General features: G+C 28.8%; 15 protein-coding genes and 1 other annotated feature. All 15 genes read right to left on the minus strand.

The features are described 5' to 3' along the window. Nucleotides 1-108: 108 nt before the first annotated feature. The 15 genes from aspS to COL3_RS04730 all read right to left on the minus strand — a co-directional run bounded on the left by aspS (nucleotide 109) and on the right by COL3_RS04730 (nucleotide 16,736). The gene (aspS, locus tag COL3_RS04660) at nucleotides 109-1,398 is read right to left on the minus strand and encodes an aspartate--tRNA(Asn) ligase (RefSeq protein WP_008420099.1); all 1,290 of its coding nucleotides are present in this window, start codon (nucleotides 1,396-1,398) and stop codon (nucleotides 109-111) included. Nucleotides 1,399-1,512: 114 nt separating this feature from the next. Continuing rightward, nucleotides 1,513-1,769: a binding site (T-box leader), on the minus strand. 151 nt (nucleotides 1,770-1,920) lie between these two features. Further along, complete coding sequence (locus COL3_RS04665; protein WP_008420101.1) at nucleotides 1,921-2,478, minus strand: GNAT family N-acetyltransferase; 558 nt, start codon at nucleotides 2,476-2,478, stop codon at nucleotides 1,921-1,923. A 183-nt stretch (nucleotides 2,479-2,661) separates the two neighbouring features. Next, complete coding sequence (locus COL3_RS04670; RefSeq protein WP_008420104.1) at nucleotides 2,662-3,768, minus strand: amidase domain-containing protein; 1,107 nt, start codon at nucleotides 3,766-3,768, stop codon at nucleotides 2,662-2,664. A gap of 32 nt (nucleotides 3,769-3,800) precedes the next feature. Continuing rightward, nucleotides 3,801-4,706 (minus strand): M15 family metallopeptidase, encoded by a 906-nt coding sequence (locus COL3_RS04675; RefSeq protein ID WP_008420106.1) that lies wholly within the window; start codon nucleotides 4,704-4,706, stop codon nucleotides 3,801-3,803. A 207-nt stretch (nucleotides 4,707-4,913) separates the two neighbouring features. After that, on the minus strand, nucleotides 4,914-5,945 hold the full coding sequence (locus tag COL3_RS04680) for an alpha/beta hydrolase (protein ID WP_099716567.1): 1,032 nt from the start codon (nucleotides 5,943-5,945) through the stop codon (nucleotides 4,914-4,916). 152 nt (nucleotides 5,946-6,097) lie between these two features. After that, nucleotides 6,098-6,439, minus strand: a complete 342-nt coding sequence (locus COL3_RS04685; RefSeq protein WP_008420110.1) for a hypothetical protein — start codon at nucleotides 6,437-6,439, stop codon at nucleotides 6,098-6,100. Between the two features lie 144 nt (nucleotides 6,440-6,583). Continuing rightward, nucleotides 6,584-7,840 carry an HD domain-containing phosphohydrolase gene (locus tag COL3_RS04690; protein ID WP_008420112.1) on the minus strand — a complete coding sequence of 419 codons (1,257 nt, stop codon included), beginning with the start codon at nucleotides 7,838-7,840 and terminating at the stop codon, nucleotides 6,584-6,586. Nucleotides 7,841-8,099: 259 nt separating this feature from the next. Continuing rightward, nucleotides 8,100-11,036, minus strand: a complete 2,937-nt coding sequence (gene pulA / locus COL3_RS04695; RefSeq protein WP_099716568.1) for a type I pullulanase — start codon at nucleotides 11,034-11,036, stop codon at nucleotides 8,100-8,102. A 233-nt stretch (nucleotides 11,037-11,269) separates the two neighbouring features. Beyond that, nucleotides 11,270-12,778: an IMP dehydrogenase gene (locus tag COL3_RS04700; RefSeq protein ID WP_008420116.1), complete on the minus strand. Its 1,509-nt coding sequence runs from the start codon at nucleotides 12,776-12,778 to the stop codon at nucleotides 11,270-11,272. 94 nt (nucleotides 12,779-12,872) lie between these two features. Beyond that, nucleotides 12,873-13,133 (minus strand): DUF1883 domain-containing protein, encoded by a 261-nt coding sequence (locus COL3_RS04705; RefSeq protein WP_008420118.1) that lies wholly within the window; start codon nucleotides 13,131-13,133, stop codon nucleotides 12,873-12,875. Between the two features lie 38 nt (nucleotides 13,134-13,171). Further along, the gene (locus COL3_RS04710) at nucleotides 13,172-13,780 is read right to left on the minus strand and encodes a YdcF family protein (protein WP_008420120.1); all 609 of its coding nucleotides are present in this window, start codon (nucleotides 13,778-13,780) and stop codon (nucleotides 13,172-13,174) included. A gap of 44 nt (nucleotides 13,781-13,824) precedes the next feature. Continuing rightward, nucleotides 13,825-14,625: a histidinol-phosphatase HisJ gene (gene hisJ / locus COL3_RS04715; RefSeq protein WP_008420123.1), complete on the minus strand. Its 801-nt coding sequence runs from the start codon at nucleotides 14,623-14,625 to the stop codon at nucleotides 13,825-13,827. Between the two features lie 101 nt (nucleotides 14,626-14,726). Continuing rightward, a complete protein-coding gene (locus tag COL3_RS04720; protein WP_008420125.1) occupies nucleotides 14,727-15,107 on the minus strand; it encodes a VOC family protein in 381 nt (126 codons plus the stop codon). A gap of 134 nt (nucleotides 15,108-15,241) precedes the next feature. Beyond that, nucleotides 15,242-15,712: a GNAT family N-acetyltransferase gene (locus tag COL3_RS04725; RefSeq protein ID WP_008420127.1), complete on the minus strand. Its 471-nt coding sequence runs from the start codon at nucleotides 15,710-15,712 to the stop codon at nucleotides 15,242-15,244. Nucleotides 15,713-15,905: 193 nt separating this feature from the next. Beyond that, nucleotides 15,906-16,736, minus strand: coding sequence for a TIGR02452 family protein (locus COL3_RS04730; protein ID WP_008420128.1), 831 nt, complete (start codon nucleotides 16,734-16,736; stop codon nucleotides 15,906-15,908). Between the last annotated feature and the right edge of the window lie 27 nt (nucleotides 16,737-16,763).

The raw sequence follows: 16,763 nt of genomic DNA on the forward strand, positions 1-16,763 counted from the left end.
TTCTTTTAGCATAGTTTACTTTAACTATTAATAGAAACTTTTATTGAGTTTCTATTAATAATTCTCTTAGAACTCCATAAGGAATTTTTTCTACAGCTGTTAACTGTCTTACGGTGTCAATCTCTTCATATCTCTTGGGAATAGAGAGGCTTCTCTTATATTTCCTAAATTTAAGATTTGCATTGTAATTCTTTCAAGCCCTATAGCAAATCCTCCATGAGGCGGCATTCCATACTTAAATGTATCTAAATAGAATGCAAAATCTTCTATTTTTAATCCCCATTTCTCCATTTTTGCTTTTAACATTTCATAGTCATGAATTCTTTGTCCACCAGTTGTAATTTCAACACCTTTAAAGATTAAGTCAAAGCTCTTTGTCATTTCAGGATTTTCTTCGCGTTCCATAGCATACATTGGTCTCTTTGCTGTTGGATATTCAGTTAAAAATACATAATCACTATTATATTTTTCTTTAATATATTTATGGAATAATGCTTCCCCTTCATTATCAATATTTCCTACTGGTGACTTTTTATTAAATTCTTTTAATAAAATTTCTTGAGCCTCAGCAAGTGGAATTCTTGGAATATTAATTTCTTCAGGAAGAACTACATCAAATAATTTTAATTCTTCAGCACATTTTTCATTTAAATGTTTATATAAAAATCTTATAAAGTTTTCTTCAGTATCCATAAGATCTGTTTCATCTTTTATAAATCCCATTTCAACATCTAAACTCACATATTCATTTAAATGTCTCCATGTATTATGAAGCTCTGCTCTATATGCATAACCAACTTCATATACTCTTTCAAATCCAGCTCCTACCATCATTTGCTTCCAAAATTGTGGACTTTGTGAAAGGAAGGCTCTTCTATTAAAATAATTAACAGTAAACATTTCAGAACCACCTTCAGTTCCAGAATGAGTTATCTTTGGTGTGTGTATTTCTTCAAAATCATTGTTTTTAAAGAACGTTCTAAAAGCTTCTTCAATTTCATTTTGTACTTTAAAAATTGCTTTCTTCTTAGGAATTCTAAGACTTACTGTTCTAAAATCTAATTGTGTTTCAAGTGATGCTTTTTCTTTATAGCTTTGAATTTCAAATGGTAATTTATCATAAAAAACTTTACCAGCAATCTCTATAGATGATACTTCTACTTCCATTCCTCTTGGTGCTTTTTCGTTTTCACGCACAACTCCTACTACTTCTATTGCATTTTCAAGCCTTAACCCCTTAATTTGATCCTTTGTACAAACAAGTTGAATTATTCCTGACTTATCTCTAAGCATAATGAAGGAAACGTGAGAAAGGTCACGAATTTTATGAACCCATCCCTTAAGTAATACTGTTTCTTCACCATTAACTACTAAATCTTTAATAAATATTCTTTTCATTATTATTACTCCTTTTTAAATTATTGTTTATTTTTACAATTATTTTTTGTAATTATACTATTAAAAATATTAAAATTTTTTTAACCAACAAAAAAACTCGTCTCTATGCATATGCATAGGGACGAGAATATCTTCGCGGTACCACCCTAGTTAGTTTATAAAAACTCACCTCAACCAAGTACAAAACTAAAATTGCTTTATACCCTCCACTTGTAACGGCATGGACCCGATTAAGCCTACTCTTTTCATTAAAATTTCAGTTAATTGCTCCGAAGTGTTCTTTCAATTCAAGACTCATGCAGATATCCCACCGCCATCTGCTCTCTTTAAATCATCTATTTGAATTTACTTTTCTTCATCATAGCATATATTAATTTTCATTTATAAAATCTATTTTATTAATTAATCATAAATTCAATGCTTACGAATTTCATTATATTGCAAAATAATTCATAAATCAATACTTTTTTCTAAAAGCATGCTTATAAAATTTTAAACCAATAAGTTTTGCTAACAGAAATATTAATTGTTAAAATTTTTCATTAAAACATATCTATTTAATCCATTGTACTTTAACTTTTCTATTATTATATTATAACCAAGATTTTTAAAGGTATTTAAGCTGTATATATTGTCAGGTGCAACTGTTGAACAAATATAACTCATCCCTGAGCTATATGCAACTTCTTCTAAAATCTTACATATTACCCTTTGAAGTTTATTCCCTCTATATTCTTCTTTAACTATAGTCGATTCAACTTGTCCTACTTTTAATAGGTCTTTTCCCTGAATATTTATGTCATATCCATAATTATGTTTTTCATATCCATACTCTACATATACTCCTATAGCTATTAATTCATCATCAATTGCTGAAACACATCCAATAATCTTGCCTTTTCCACTAAAAATTATATTAAATTCATCTCTATCTGAAGTACAGTAAAAAGCTTTATTACTAAGTTTATTATAAACATTATCTTGAAGTTCCATTATTTTATTTAAATAGCTTAAATCTAATTCCTTAATTTGGGCTTTAATATAACTTCCATCTTTTTTCTTTAAAATAATCTCTTTCATTTTATTAAATAAGAATATAAATACTAAATTTATGATTCTTAACTTATCCCCCTTAATTATTAATAATATCTGAATTATATTATATTCTATTTTTATACGCTAGTCTTGTATAATTTTTATTATTGCTTTTTCAAAAATAAACTGAGCCTTAAAATATAAATAGTTTTCAAGGCTCGTTTTTAATCAACAATGTACTCTTATTAACCAAAATTTTATTTTTTTATCGCTCCATCCTAAATCCCATGGCACATCATTTCTATCCGTATTATGGCATGTCACTAAAGTATAGCCTTTTGAATCAGCACCAGTTACTACAGATACGTGGGTAATATCGCCTTTCTTTTCATAAGCTACAAAGTCTCCAGGAAGTAATTTATAGGAAGCTTTGTATACTTTTTCATAACTTCCTTTAGCAATAACAGAAGCTCTACCGCTATTTAGCATATAATAAGTAAATTTACCTGCATTTACCCATGGTCCTGTTGCGCTTCCTTTATCATATCTCCACCCTGAAGTTTCCTTAAATTTTGCTCCTTCGTGTAATATTTGTGAAGCAAAATTTGCGCAATCTCCTCCTTCTGGATTAAAGTCTCTATATTGTTTATTGTATTTAAATCCATACTCCTCTAAAGTTGCAGCTCCACAATACTTATCCGCATATTCTTTTGCACCTTTTCTTTTTTCACTAATGTTAGTCAAATCTCTAAATGGTTGAGTCGAAATAAATTCTTTAATAGCATCAACTTTAATAGATTCTAGACTTAATGAATCAGCAAATGGGTCTGTATACCATTCCTTTGTAATTATCCATCCATCTCCTCTCTTACTTAATTGAAAAGAGTGGTAAGTCCCAATTCTTGAACGGTTAATTTGTTCAGGTTGATCTGGATAGACATATTGATATTCTGTATTGCAAATAATATTAAATGAACATTTTTGCTCTCCAATTTTAGATCTTTTAATTACTATTTTAGGTACTATATCCACAAATTGTACTCCCTGTTTTTCTGCCCAATTGTTTATGTATTTAACTTTTTTTTGTTCATACTCATATGCCCATTGACCATATTTTGTATCTGTGGCATAAAGGGATTTTATTGAATCTAAATCCTTATTTAATATTGCTTTATTCTTTATTTCAAATATATTTTTTACAATACATCCTATTTCGTCGCAATTGATTTCACCCATTACTTTTTGTTCCATAACATTAATAAATGAAAATATTATAGTAATTATAATAATACTCATTAAAATTGATGAGCTTTTCTTGTTTTTAGAGAGCCGCATATTTTAATACCCCTTTCTAAATGAATATCCTTCTACAGTAGTGCATTATCTACCATTTCAATGTACTTTTTAGTATTTTCTTCTAAAGGAACACCGTCATACCACTGGCAATTATTATTCCAATTACTAAAATATCTAGCTTTTAATATTATTTCTGGTCTATATTCAAAATGTAAGATATCAAAATGATTCCATTTTCCGCCCCATACAAAATTATTTTTCTCAAAAGCTTCTACTAATTCCTTTGGGTAGTCTCCCAATCTTTGCTTTCCTTGCTTTTCTGAACTCCATTTCCAGTAGTCTCTTTTATCACTTTTCAGGTCAATAGCTATTCCATAGGAATGAGGACTTAATCTTCCAGTTCCTGATATAACTCTATAATTATATGTTCCACTGGCTGGATAAAGTATGCTTCCTATATCACCTCTAGTTTTAGCTAAGGGAATAAGTTCTTTTAGTACTCCTTCAAGAGAAGAATTTGCATTATTTTTGCTATTGAATTGATAATTAGTATATCCAAATTTTAAGCTCTTTAAATTTTTCTCTATGGCTCCTTTTGAGCTACCATATACTTCATTTAAAAGTTCATAATGCCTTGCTCTACCGGGATCAAAATTCTTTTCCATAATTTCTGTTGTCATTTGCAGTGGGTACTCTTGCTCCAACATATCTTGTAAATCTGGATTTGATAACTTTTCTGCTTGACTTTTTTGTTTTTTATCATCATAGATAATTTTTTTGCCTGATTTCATGATTAAATAAACTTCATCATCACTTTTCTTCTCAACACCTTGTATAAATTCAGGATAAGCCAGCATAAGGCTTAATATATCTTGCTTCATTTGCGTTTTATAATCTTTGTTACAAGATGCATAAGATATAATAGGAATATTGAAAAAAACTAATATACATAATATATAATTAATTATTTTTTTCATTAATTTATTCACCGCCTTTTTAAACCCTATAAAGATATATTGTCCCAAGACTAGTCATACTATGTACATTAAATTTTCGAATAAAAATAAAAGCTCAAAATAACTTTTATTTAAATCATAAAAAAAGTGAATGTCTATTCATTTAAATAGTTACACTCACTTAATACTGAAATAGAATTTTACTTATATTCCAGGTAATTTATATTTTTAATTTATACTTTTTTCATAAAAATCTAGTACTGATACTAAATAAGGTTTTTGAATTTCATCTCTCTCCAGATATATTTCATGCCTTGAATCATCCATCTTTTCTATTTTGCAGTTCTTGGCCCCTTTAGCAAACTTATTCTGACCTTCTGATTTTACATAAGTATCCTGCCCAGCCTGAAATAATAACACTGGAATTTCAACTTTTGACGCATTTTCTTCTTTTACAACATCTTCAGTGGTTCTAAACGCCTCTTTAGTCCAGTTATAACTTGCTCCACCTCTTTGTAATTCTTCATTATTAGCTACAATATTGTGAATATACTCATAACGATTAATAGAGGTTGTCCCAATTTCATCTTTATTATATTCTGTTGTGTAAGGCTTTTTACCCAACACGTATTTTCCACCATTGCCTAACGCAACTTCAATATTAACTATTAACTTTGCTATAAATTCTGGAATATTTCCTGTATTAACCTCTAGCATTGGGGCATTTAAAATAGCAGCATTGAAGTAATTTGGATAATCCTCTAAAAATTTTACTCCAATTGCACCACCCATAGAATGAGCATATAAAAATACTTTTTTGCCTTCATTATTTGGCATAACAATTTCATCCATAAAAGTTTTAAAATCAGTAACATATTGATTAAAATCTTTTACATTTATTTGAGATTTATCAGCTATTCCAAGTGTACCTGATCTCCCGTGACCTCTATGCTCTATTCCGAAAACATTATATCCATCTTTCAAAAAATAATATATCATTTCATGATATTTCTCTAAACTCTCAGTATACCCATGAGATATTACAATATTAGCTTTTGCATTTTCAACCTTATATTGTTCGTAATACAATTTAACATCTTCGTCACCATCTACATATCCAGACTCCATTTTACTCTTTATGTATGGTTCAACAATATTGCTCATATCATCTTTATAATTATTTTCCGATATATATATTTCATCTATAATTCCCTTTGATTCTGATGCATTAGCAACAATAACGCAGTTACTTAAAATCATATGCAATAGAAATAATATAACAAAAGTCCATATTACTTTAAAATTATTTTGGTTATTTTTAATATTTATTTTCAACAATACTACATCCTTTCTATTGCTAAAAATCTTAGCATAAAAGAAAAAGCTGTATTTTAAACAGCTAAATGTGTATACTATTCAAGCAAGGAAATAACCCACTTATTACACGAAGTGCATTTATGAACCGTTATAACAAATAAATCAAACTTCTTATTATGAGCCATTATCCCCATAGAATCTCTTTCTTCTTTAGTAATAAATTCATCATTTTCATCTATATAACCAATTATTTCTACCAAATAATTTTTTTTAGTTTTATCGCAGCATCCATTAGAACCAGCAACTTCAATTATCTCATAATTCAAATCTGGACTTAATTCTTGTATAATATCAATTATATCTTCATAATCTTTAATATCATCGACAAAATCTTCTGCAAAAAATTCTAAATCTTTAACTTGAAATAATTTATTCATATTTTTCTCCATTCCTTAGTAATATTTTGTAGCAATAAAGTTTGCTTATATATGTTACCTATTATAATTTATATACAATCTTTTAGCAAATACACTTGTAATATATAAATTCAAGGTTAACATGATATCTAGCTTTTTTTATCATTAATATTTGAAATAATCTAATATTTTCAGGTACTCATTGTTTAAACTTAAATAAGTATTCATTAAATCACTTGATTCATTTGTTGCCTTTTCAATTATATAATCATAGTTTTCAATAAATAATTTTGTTATATTAGAATCTATTTTGTTATATTTGGCCATATTACTCAAGATTTTTATTACTCTATCTTTACTAAACTCTTCTTTATAACTTCTTACGCCTAGCAAAGCACTAATTATATCCCCTATTGAAATTATTCTCATTTCTAAAGTTAAATCATTGCCTTTCAATCCAAAAGGATATCCTGTACCATCAATTTTTTCATGGTGAAGTGCTGCCATATCTCTAATATCATCGATATTTAAATCGCTCAATATTTTATATCCAATTATTGCATGGCTCTTCATAATTTCAAATTCATCATTTGAAAGTTTTCCTGGCTTTTCTAATATCTCCACAGGAATTCCTATTTTTCCTATGTCATGAAGAGCAGCTGCAATTTTAATTTGAGTTAAGGTCTTATCATCTAACTTTAATAATTTTGCAATTTGATAACTTACAGCTTCAACAAATATTGTATGTTTAACAGTAGCCTCACTTCTAAAATCAATGGAGTATGCTAACATTTTACTATATGAGAGCACTTCCTCTCTAGAGATAACTTTTGTTGCAAAAAAATCGTATAATTCTTTTAAATATGATCCATCTAATAATTTATTTATGAAATTATACTTTTTATCTGCACTTATTAATAATTCCATATATTCCAGTGAATATTCTTTATTATTATTTATAATATAATTTACTGTTAATTCCTTTTTAATCAAATATATTCTATCAATGTAATCTGCAAAACTTAACAATAGCCCCTCTTCGCAGAAAACCTCCATTTTATTATCTTTATAATATTTCATAGTAAAATGATGAGATAAAACTATATTATATAATTTAGAAAGGGGCGAAAAGTATTTAATGAATAAGCAGCCATAAATGGCATGATCAATAGGAGACTTAGTATCAATTTCCACAAGCTTGTCCCTTTCAGAAACTTTATATGCTCCTATATCATGAAATATAGAAAGGGTACAAATCTCCAGAATTTCGTCTTTACTATAATTTTCTTCTGCTCTTAATAAATTTAACATAACATATGCAACTCTTTCACCATGATTTAATAATCTTTGATCTACTGAATTAATTGCTCTATGAATTACTTGAATTATTTGTTTTAAAGTAATGTCTGTATTTTCCTTCATTAGTTCCTCCTTGTTTATGCTAAAAATAATACTTATATGGTTAGATAATTAAAATAATAGATGACAACTATTCTATAAAATAATAATTATATATTATCATTGCAAGTTGCAATTACCACAATAAAGTTACAAATAACTAAAATACCTAAAATAGAAATACTTTCTCACTTTCTATATGAATTATAACATAAAAAAGTCACCTTAATTGATGTATATATCATATTAAGATAACTTTCTTTTTATTTCGGTAATTTTTTAATTATTTTGATGCATAACTTGCTGAATCTACTAATACATATGCACTATTTGCTGGTACAATAACTGTTGCGCCTTTATACTCTTCTAATTTTTCAATTCCGGCCTTATTTTCATTTACTACAACTGTCCAACCTTTTGATGGTAGTGTTACTTCAATTGTTTTGTTATTTGAGTTAAAAATTACTGCAATTTTATTCCAAGAGTCACCAACAGCGTTTCCATTTAATGTATATGCAACTATATTATCTCCTTTAAAGTCTTTTCCTTCTTGTAAAAATTTAAGATTTTCTTGGATATCTTTAGTATTACTCATTCTAAATGCTTTATGAGAAGACCTTAAATTAATTAAACCTCTATAATAGTTATATAAATCTTGATATTCTTTTACCCTTTCCCAATCAAGTTTATTAACGCTATCTGGTGCATTATAGCTATTTCCATTGAAAGTCCCATCTTTATTAACTTTGGTTCTCGCAAATTCTTCACCGGCTTGAATAAATGGCATTCCTTGAGATGTAAATACTAGGGCTGCTGAAACCTTATTCATAGCTTCTATTTCGCGTTCTGACTTATTAGGACTAACTGTTTGTAATTTATCCCATAAAGTCATATTATCATGACATGAAGCATAAGTAATTGTTTGATAAGGTTCATTTGCCCAAGGTTCTTTTGAATAATTTACTTTACTATAATCTATTCCATCATGCTTAGTTGATGCAACTATACCAAATTTTATGGAATCTTCAAATCCTATTCCTCCATTTATAAATCCTCCAGACTTATCATCGAATACATTACCTTTGATTCCATCTCTAAAATCATCACTAAACATACCAATTTGCAATTCTCCAAATTTAGTGGCATTAGCTTTTAATGATTGTTGTTCTTTTGGTAGAGCTACATCTCCACCTGCCCAGCCTTCACCGTAAACTATTATCTTTTTATCAATTTTATCTAATTCGCTTCTTATCTCTTTCATTGTATCAATATCATGAATAGCCATTAAATCAAATCTAAATCCGTCTATATGATACTCTTGTACCCAGTATTTAACTGAATCAACAATTAATCTTCTGACCATAGAACGCTCTGAAGCGGTTTCATTACCAGTACCTGAACCATTTGAAAAACCGCCTGCAGCGTTTTGACGATAATAATAGTCTGGAACAGCTAGGTTAAACAATGAATCTGTTGTTGTTCCAGTATGATTATAAACAACATCCATTATTACTTTAATTCCTTGTTTATGAAGTTCTTGAACTAATTCCTTAAATTCTTTTATTCTTATTTTTCCATCATAAGGATCTGAAGAATAAGAACCTTCTGGTACATTATAGTTTTGCGGATCATATCCCCAATTAAATTGAGGAGTATTTAACCTTGTTTCATCAATTGACCTATGATCAAAAGCTGGCATTAATTGTACAGTATTTATTCCAAGTTCTTTTAAATGAGCTACTCCAGTTTTAACATCTGTACCTGGAATAGTTGTTTTATCTTGCCATACACCTTTATATTTACCTCTATATTCCAAAGTAACACCTGAGTTTGGATCTATAGAAAAATCTCTAATATGCATTTCATATATCATAGCATCTGTTGGATTTTCAAGTTCAGGCCTCTTATCTTCACTCCATCCAACTGGATTAGTTGAGTTTAAGTTTACAACCATTCCTCTCTTTCCATTAACACCTACAGCTTTTGCATAAGGATCAGTAACTTCATTTTCTTTTCCGTCAATTGTTACTAAATAATTATAGTAAACACCATCTAAGTCACCATTTTCTTCAATAGCCCAAGTTCCTTTTTCACCCTTTTCCATGTCTACTACCTTTTCAGCCGGGTTAAACTTTCTTCCATCATTTCCATATAAAGCAACCCTCACTTTAGTTGCAGTTGGAGCCCATAAAATAAATCTTGTTTCGTTAGGATTATATATGGCTCCAAGTTCACCTTTATATCCAAATAAATCATCAAATTCTTTAGATCCATATATCTTACCAAAACTAGAATTTGCACTACTAAACTTTGGTATTTCTAAAGTATAAGTACTTAATAAATTAATCGGATTTTTAAACTTAATTAAACCATCTATAGCACTTTGTCCAACATTTACTGAGTATAAAGAGCTATCGGTAACGATACCATTTTCTTTTACAACAATTCCATCAGTAGTTAAAAGCTTAGCATTTAACTTAAAACTCATTTCAGTAATAGAATCAATTTTTAAAGAAGTTATTTGGGGATTTTTAATTGGTTCACTAGGATTAGTATAAACTTTTTCATCTCCTTGAAGAATATAAGCATTAATCTCACCATTATTATTCGCATATGCTAAATCTACACTTCTATCTTTATCTCCATCTTTTGATGTCCAGCTATTTCCACCTTGTCTAATTATAAATGATACTGCTTTTGATTTCTGAACATTTGTTTTGGTTATTTCTGCTAATTTGCCAAAGTCATCTTGCTTATTAAAAGCATAACCGGCTGAGTCGCTATTATTAATCCATGACCAAACATCCCAAGAGTCATAATTTTGATCTAACCTATAATAATGAAGATTTAATTTAACTGTACTAAAATTTCTATTTAGAGGGTTATCTACGCGAGTAGCTTCTCCACTACCTTGGGTAATTTTAGTTTCTACATCGCCATTAGCTAAATCTACATTTTCATCACCTGTTGCTTTTTCTACCCAATCACCTTTTCTAATTATAAAAGATAATTGCTGTGCTTCCTTAGTAGTCTCCACAACTGCAAATTTTCCTTGCTCATCCTCTCCGATAAAATTCACTTGCCTCCCATCCTTTCCTTTTTCCCAAGCCCAAACATTCCAGCCATCATAATTTTTATCTGCTCTATCATATCGTATTTTTACATAAACAATATTAGAGTTTTCAGCGGCTTGTACTGATTTTATTGGTATTTGCAACATCGTAACGATAAATGCCAATACCAATAATAGTGCTGATACATTTCTAAATTTTTTCACTTTATTCCCTCCTATTAAACGTTTTCCAAATTAATTATATCACAGTATTTACCATAAAAATGATAAGCTATAATGTTTGTAATAATTTACAAACATTATAGCTTAAAATTAATGTATTAATATTTTATTTTCCCTAAATAATGTCAATGATAATTATAACATTTTATTATAAAAAACTATTGTTGAGAATTATAAGTATTTTCCTTTAATACAACATCATGTGAACTTCCTTCTACAATACTTGTAGCAGATACTAATGTTATTTTCGCATTCTTTTGTAATTCTGGGATTGTAAGAGCTCCGCAATTGCACATGGTTGATTTAACTTTATTTAATGTTATTGTAACATTATCTTTCAAGCTTCCTGCATATGGTACATAAGAATCAACACCTTCTTCGAAAGATAATTTCTTATCTCCACCAAGGTCATATCTCTGCCAGTTTCTTGCTCTATTGGAACCTTCACCCCAATATTCCTTCATGTAGCTTCCATTTATATTAACTTTATTAGTTGGACTTTCATCAAACCTTGAGAAATACCTTCCTAACATAATAAAGTCTGCCCCCATAGCTAATGCTAAAGTAATATGATAATCATGAACTATACCTCCATCAGAACATACTGGGATATAAATTCCTGTTTTTTCATAATATTCATCTCTGGCTTTTACTACATCAATAAGTGATGTTGCTTGTCCTCGGCCTATACCTTTCTGCTCTCTGGTAATGCAAATAGATCCTCCACCAATTCCAACTTTAACAAAATCAGCTCCTGCCTCAGCTAAGAATAAAAATCCATCCCTATCAACAACATTTCCAGCTCCAACTTTGATATTTTCTCCAAAGTTTTTATGTATATAATCAATTGTTATCTTTTGCCACTCTGAAAAACCTTCAGATGAATCTATGCATAATACATCTGCACCTGCATTAATTAAAGCTGGTACTCTTTCTGCATAATCCCTGGTGTTTATACCTGCACCAACTACATATCTTTTTTGAGAATCAATAAGCTCATTTGAATTTTCCTTATTAGCTGAATAATCTTTACGGAAAACCATATATTTTAACTTTTGTTCTTTATCAACTAATGGTAAACTATTTAATTTATTATCCCAAATAATATTATTTGCCTCTTTTAATGTTATATTGGCATCAGCATATATTAATTCGTTAAATGGCGTCATAAATTCTGAAACCTTAGTACTCATATCCATTCTAGTTACTCTATAATCTCTACTTGTTACAATCCCAAGAAGTTTCCCATTAGGAGTACCATCTTCTGTAACTGCCATTGTAGAATGACCTGTTTTCTCTTTTAATTCTACTACTTCAGCTAATGTTGAATCTGGCTTTAGATTTGAATCACTAGTTACAAAACCAGATTTATAATTTTTAACTCTTGCAACCATAGCTGCTTCATTTTCAATTGATTGAGATCCATATATAAATGAAACTCCACCTTCCTTTGCTAAAGCAACTGCCATTTTGTCGTCTGATACTGATTGCATGATTGCTGATACTAAGGGAATATTAATTGTAATCGGTGATTGTTCACCTTTTTTGAATTTAACAAGTGGTGTTTTCAAACTTACATTTTGAGGGATGCAATCTGTTGAAGAATACCCTGGAACTAATAAATATTCTCCAAAAGTATGAGATGGTTCATTGAAATAATATGCCATTATATCTTACTCCTTTATTTTATAAATATTTTATTGTATATAATAATATATTTTTCTTTATATTGTCAACTTAAAGTGAAATTAGGTTAATTAGCTATTTGTATACTTTTATGGAATAATTCAATATGCCAGCATTGCCACCCAAATCCATAACAATATACCAGTGCCCTGTTCTAGGGACTGTAATATTATATGTAGAACAAGTTGCAACACCTCCATAATACTCACAATTCATATTATTCTTATATCGTTGAAAGTTTATGTTATCCATTAAATATATATTCACTTTTCTATCAATTGCAATGCTTAAAATATCACCTTTTTTAAAATTTCCCTCTTCATAAGAATATTTCATTAATTCTCCCTCTTTTTTAACCATACATAATTAAAATATTATTTACTCCAAATAGGAATGGCATTTTTTAATTGACCTCCACAGCGGGACAATTCTCCCATTACATTGTTTATACCTTGTTCTGTCTTAAACCAATTATCTTTAGTAATTCCCTCTATATTAACAGGACACACAATAAATTCTGTATTAGGATATGCATAACTATAGAACATTAAACAACGCTTTGCATGAAAGGATTTACAGCAAATAATTGCTCTTTTTATTTCTAAATTTAATTTATTCGTAACCTCAAGAGATTTAAATGCATTTTCCTTTGTCCAAGTTGCATTATCTTCTTTTAATATAGCAGTTTCATTAACACCATAAGATAACATTACCTCTTTCATAAATTCCCATTCAGTGTTGTATTGTTCTTTATATATTTCACTATTTGTCACTGGTCCTGGAAAATAACCTTTACTCATACTATATTTTCCCGATGGTAAAATATAGGGTGCATAATTATTTAACCAAAGTTTAGCAGCTTTTTCTGATGGTTCTGGCCAAGAGCCTCCTGGGACAAAAATAATATCAGCTTCTTTAGGCCTACCTTCCACAAAAATATACGAAGTAATTTCCCTAATAAAATTCACACCTTTTGATTCCATAGTTATCTCCTAAATTTAAAATAAAAAATTAAATATCCTATAACCTATTCTTTATCAAAATCTCTGCCAATATCACTAGCTGTATGAGAATCTGATCCATAAACCTTCTTAACACCATACTTATTTACAAGTTCTTTAAATGTATCACTCACATATATTTCTCCACAATATGGTTTTCTAAGACCAGCTGTATTTACATCGACCTCATAATCTCTATTTTTAATTTCTTTAACTATTTCTTCTAAAAGTTCATTATTTTTATATTCTAGAGGATACAAGTTATTAAAAATTCTAATTAGATTTGGATGTCCAATACGTCGTGGCTTATATTCACCCAAATCTGCTTTTATTGCCATAAGCAATGTTTCATAATATTTATCATAAATTTTTTCAGTAGTACCTAACTCCTTTAAAGCTATTTCAAATCCTTCTTTTCCATCTATAGCTGTATAGGTATCTCCAATCTTTATAAAATGTACAGAAAGCAATCCATCTTCGAGCTTCGGGCCATACGTATTTAAAAGTTTTTTTGTTTCTTCTTCATATCCTTCTAGAAAATCAACTTCAAGACCTATGTTAATTTTGATTTTGTTTTCAAATTTTAACTTGATTTGCTGAGCTTCTTTTAAATATTTCTCTATTGCATCTTTATCTGGAGCACATTCATCTAAAAACTCTTTATCCTCCATAAAATAGCATGGGAAAGGCATATGCTCAGTAAATGTCATTTCTTCTAAACCTTCTTCTAGTGCCTTTTCTACATACATTTCAAAAGTATCTTTTGTTCCATGAGGGCAATATGGCGAATGAATATGGCCATCTTTTACTATCTTTTTATTCTCCATAATACTTTTTCAAAGAAAGATAATTTTTGTTTAATCCTTCTTTAAAGATTCACTTCCCTTCTATCTAAAGACTCTCATTTTATTTTATTCCACTTTAATTATTATTTGTCTTCACGAAGCAAATACTGGTTATTGTCTAAATCTTTAAAGGAAAACATTTTACCATACGGCATAGTCATTAATTCTCCTACGTCTACAGAATTATTTTTCATTTCTGCGTATGCCTTCTCTATGTCATCTGTACTTAGAATTACAGATGGATGCTCAACATTTGCTTTAGGATTTTGAGTTCTCATCATATTTTTATCGTATAATACAAATGTAGTTTGTGAATTTTCACTTGGTGCAACCTCTACCCATTTCATATTTGGCCCCATTTGTTGTTCAAATTTAACAACGAAATTTAGCTTATTAACCCAAAATTTTTTTGCTTCCTCTTGATTTTCAACATAAATTGTTATTTTACTTATATTATTTATCATATTTATCCTCCTGTATATTAATTATTTATTTCTTTTTAATTTTATACTTACATTATTACGAATTTAAAAATCAACTCATAGTTTATTATTTTTATATTTATGTGATAAGTAATATTCTAAATATGAATTTTACCTTATTTTTCGTATTCATATATATGGTAGTTGCACTCATGCATACCTAAAGAACTATATGTAGCTTGAGCGTTTAAATTTTCTTTCTCAACATACAATCTTATTCCAGCTATTCCTTCATCATTATCACAAACATTTTTTACATGATTATATAATTTCTTATAAATGCCTTTTCTTCTAAAATTAGCATCAACATAAACACTTTCAACCCAAAGGAACATTCCATTCCTCCAATCGCTCCACTCATAAGTGTACATTATTTGTCCAACCACTTTATTATCAATTACATAAACATAATACTGCCCCTTAGCTTGATCGTTTATTACTGCGCTAACCCCTTTAGAAAGAATCTCTAGGTCTAACTCTTTATCTTCTGTTTCTTTTGCCAAGTTATAATTAAACTTTACTATAGTCTCTAAATCATTAATTTCTGCTTTTCTTATTTCCACTAAATTTTCACTTATATTATTCATTTTTTCCTCCATATTATGCATTAACTATATTTTAGCACTCAACATTAATCTTAAATAGTACTTTTATGAAAAAATGCTATATTTTTATTTCCATCTATTATTTATAATATAATTTTAAAAGGTCCCTCTTGCATATAAACACATATGTAAGAAGGACCTTTAAATTAAACTATAACAATAGACTAAGCAAACTTTACTCAATTAATTTTTCAAATGTTCTTATACATTCTTGAGTTTTTGAATTATCAAATACTGCAAAAATAATATTATCAAAGTAACTTATAAAATTTTCATCATATAATAATTTATGCCAGTAATGAGCGATAGTATTTGGATTATTTCTAAATACTCCACATCCATAAGCACCTAAAACCAAATTTTTATTTTTATTTTCAGCAAATAATGCTAACACTTTCCTCATTCTTATTTTCATTACTTTCTCAGCTAAATTCTTATCTTCATTTTTCAATAAGACTTGTCCGTAATTTACTGCTGGAGCTGTTATTATACTAGCCGTAATTGGCCTTTCTAGTAAATTCAAATTTTCATCTCTTATAAACACAACTTCTGGAGAATAAATCATATAATCAGTATACATCATAGATTTATAAGCCCTATTTTCCAAATAATATTTTTCATTTTTAAGTTGTGTATCATATAATCCACTTCCTACAGCAATGCTTTCTTCTTGAGCTAAAGCTCCATTTAAAAAGCCTCCACCAGGATTTTTCGCGCTGGCAAAATTCAATACTCCAATATCTTTGTAATTCTCATTTGCTAAATCCAAAACAGCTTTAACTGTTGGAACATTAATTACTTTAATATTTGAAGCTTTATTACTTGAGGCATTTTTAAATTTTTCTGATAAAACATCTCCTTCTTCAGGAGAAATAAGAATGCTTTCATTAATTGATTTTTTATGAAGATTTGAAATATCTATTTTTTTATCATCTAAAATATAATACCCATCCTTTAAATACTTTAACGTATTTTGAGCAGCCTCGATTCTTGAGGTTTTTTTCATTTTATCTCACCCCTTAACTTTTACAAT

This window comes from Clostridium sp. LS, assembly GCF_002760435.1.
Classification (GTDB): domain Bacteria; phylum Bacillota; class Clostridia; order Clostridiales; family Clostridiaceae; genus Clostridium.

Excerpts from the sequence above, each read along its gene's own strand:
- aspS (WP_008420099.1), bottom strand. The coding sequence starts at position 1,398 with ATGAAAAGAATATTTATTAAAGATTTAGTAGTTAATGGTGAAGAAACA.
- COL3_RS04665 (WP_008420101.1), bottom strand. The coding sequence starts at position 2,478 with ATGAAAGAGATTATTTTAAAGAAAAAAGATGGAAGTTATATTAAAGCC.
- COL3_RS04670 (WP_008420104.1), bottom strand. The coding sequence starts at position 3,768 with ATGCGGCTCTCTAAAAACAAGAAAAGCTCATCAATTTTAATGAGTATT.
- COL3_RS04675 (WP_008420106.1), bottom strand. The coding sequence starts at position 4,706 with ATGAAAAAAATAATTAATTATATATTATGTATATTAGTTTTTTTCAAT.
- COL3_RS04680 (WP_099716567.1), bottom strand. The coding sequence starts at position 5,945 with ATGATTTTAAGTAACTGCGTTATTGTTGCTAATGCATCAGAATCAAAG.
- COL3_RS04685 (WP_008420110.1), bottom strand. The coding sequence starts at position 6,439 with ATGAATAAATTATTTCAAGTTAAAGATTTAGAATTTTTTGCAGAAGAT.
- COL3_RS04690 (WP_008420112.1), bottom strand. The coding sequence starts at position 7,840 with ATGAAGGAAAATACAGACATTACTTTAAAACAAATAATTCAAGTAATT.
- pulA (WP_099716568.1), bottom strand. The coding sequence starts at position 11,036 with ATGTTGCAAATACCAATAAAATCAGTACAAGCCGCTGAAAACTCTAAT.
- COL3_RS04700 (WP_008420116.1), bottom strand. The coding sequence starts at position 12,778 with ATGGCATATTATTTCAATGAACCATCTCATACTTTTGGAGAATATTTA.
- COL3_RS04705 (WP_008420118.1), bottom strand. The coding sequence starts at position 13,133 with ATGAAATATTCTTATGAAGAGGGAAATTTTAAAAAAGGTGATATTTTA.
- COL3_RS04710 (WP_008420120.1), bottom strand. The coding sequence starts at position 13,780 with ATGGAATCAAAAGGTGTGAATTTTATTAGGGAAATTACTTCGTATATT.
- hisJ (WP_008420123.1), bottom strand. The coding sequence starts at position 14,625 with ATGGAGAATAAAAAGATAGTAAAAGATGGCCATATTCATTCGCCATAT.
- COL3_RS04720 (WP_008420125.1), bottom strand. The coding sequence starts at position 15,107 with ATGATAAATAATATAAGTAAAATAACAATTTATGTTGAAAATCAAGAG.
- COL3_RS04725 (WP_008420127.1), bottom strand. The coding sequence starts at position 15,712 with ATGAATAATATAAGTGAAAATTTAGTGGAAATAAGAAAAGCAGAAATT.
- COL3_RS04730 (WP_008420128.1), bottom strand. The coding sequence starts at position 16,736 with ATGAAAAAAACCTCAAGAATCGAGGCTGCTCAAAATACGTTAAAGTAT.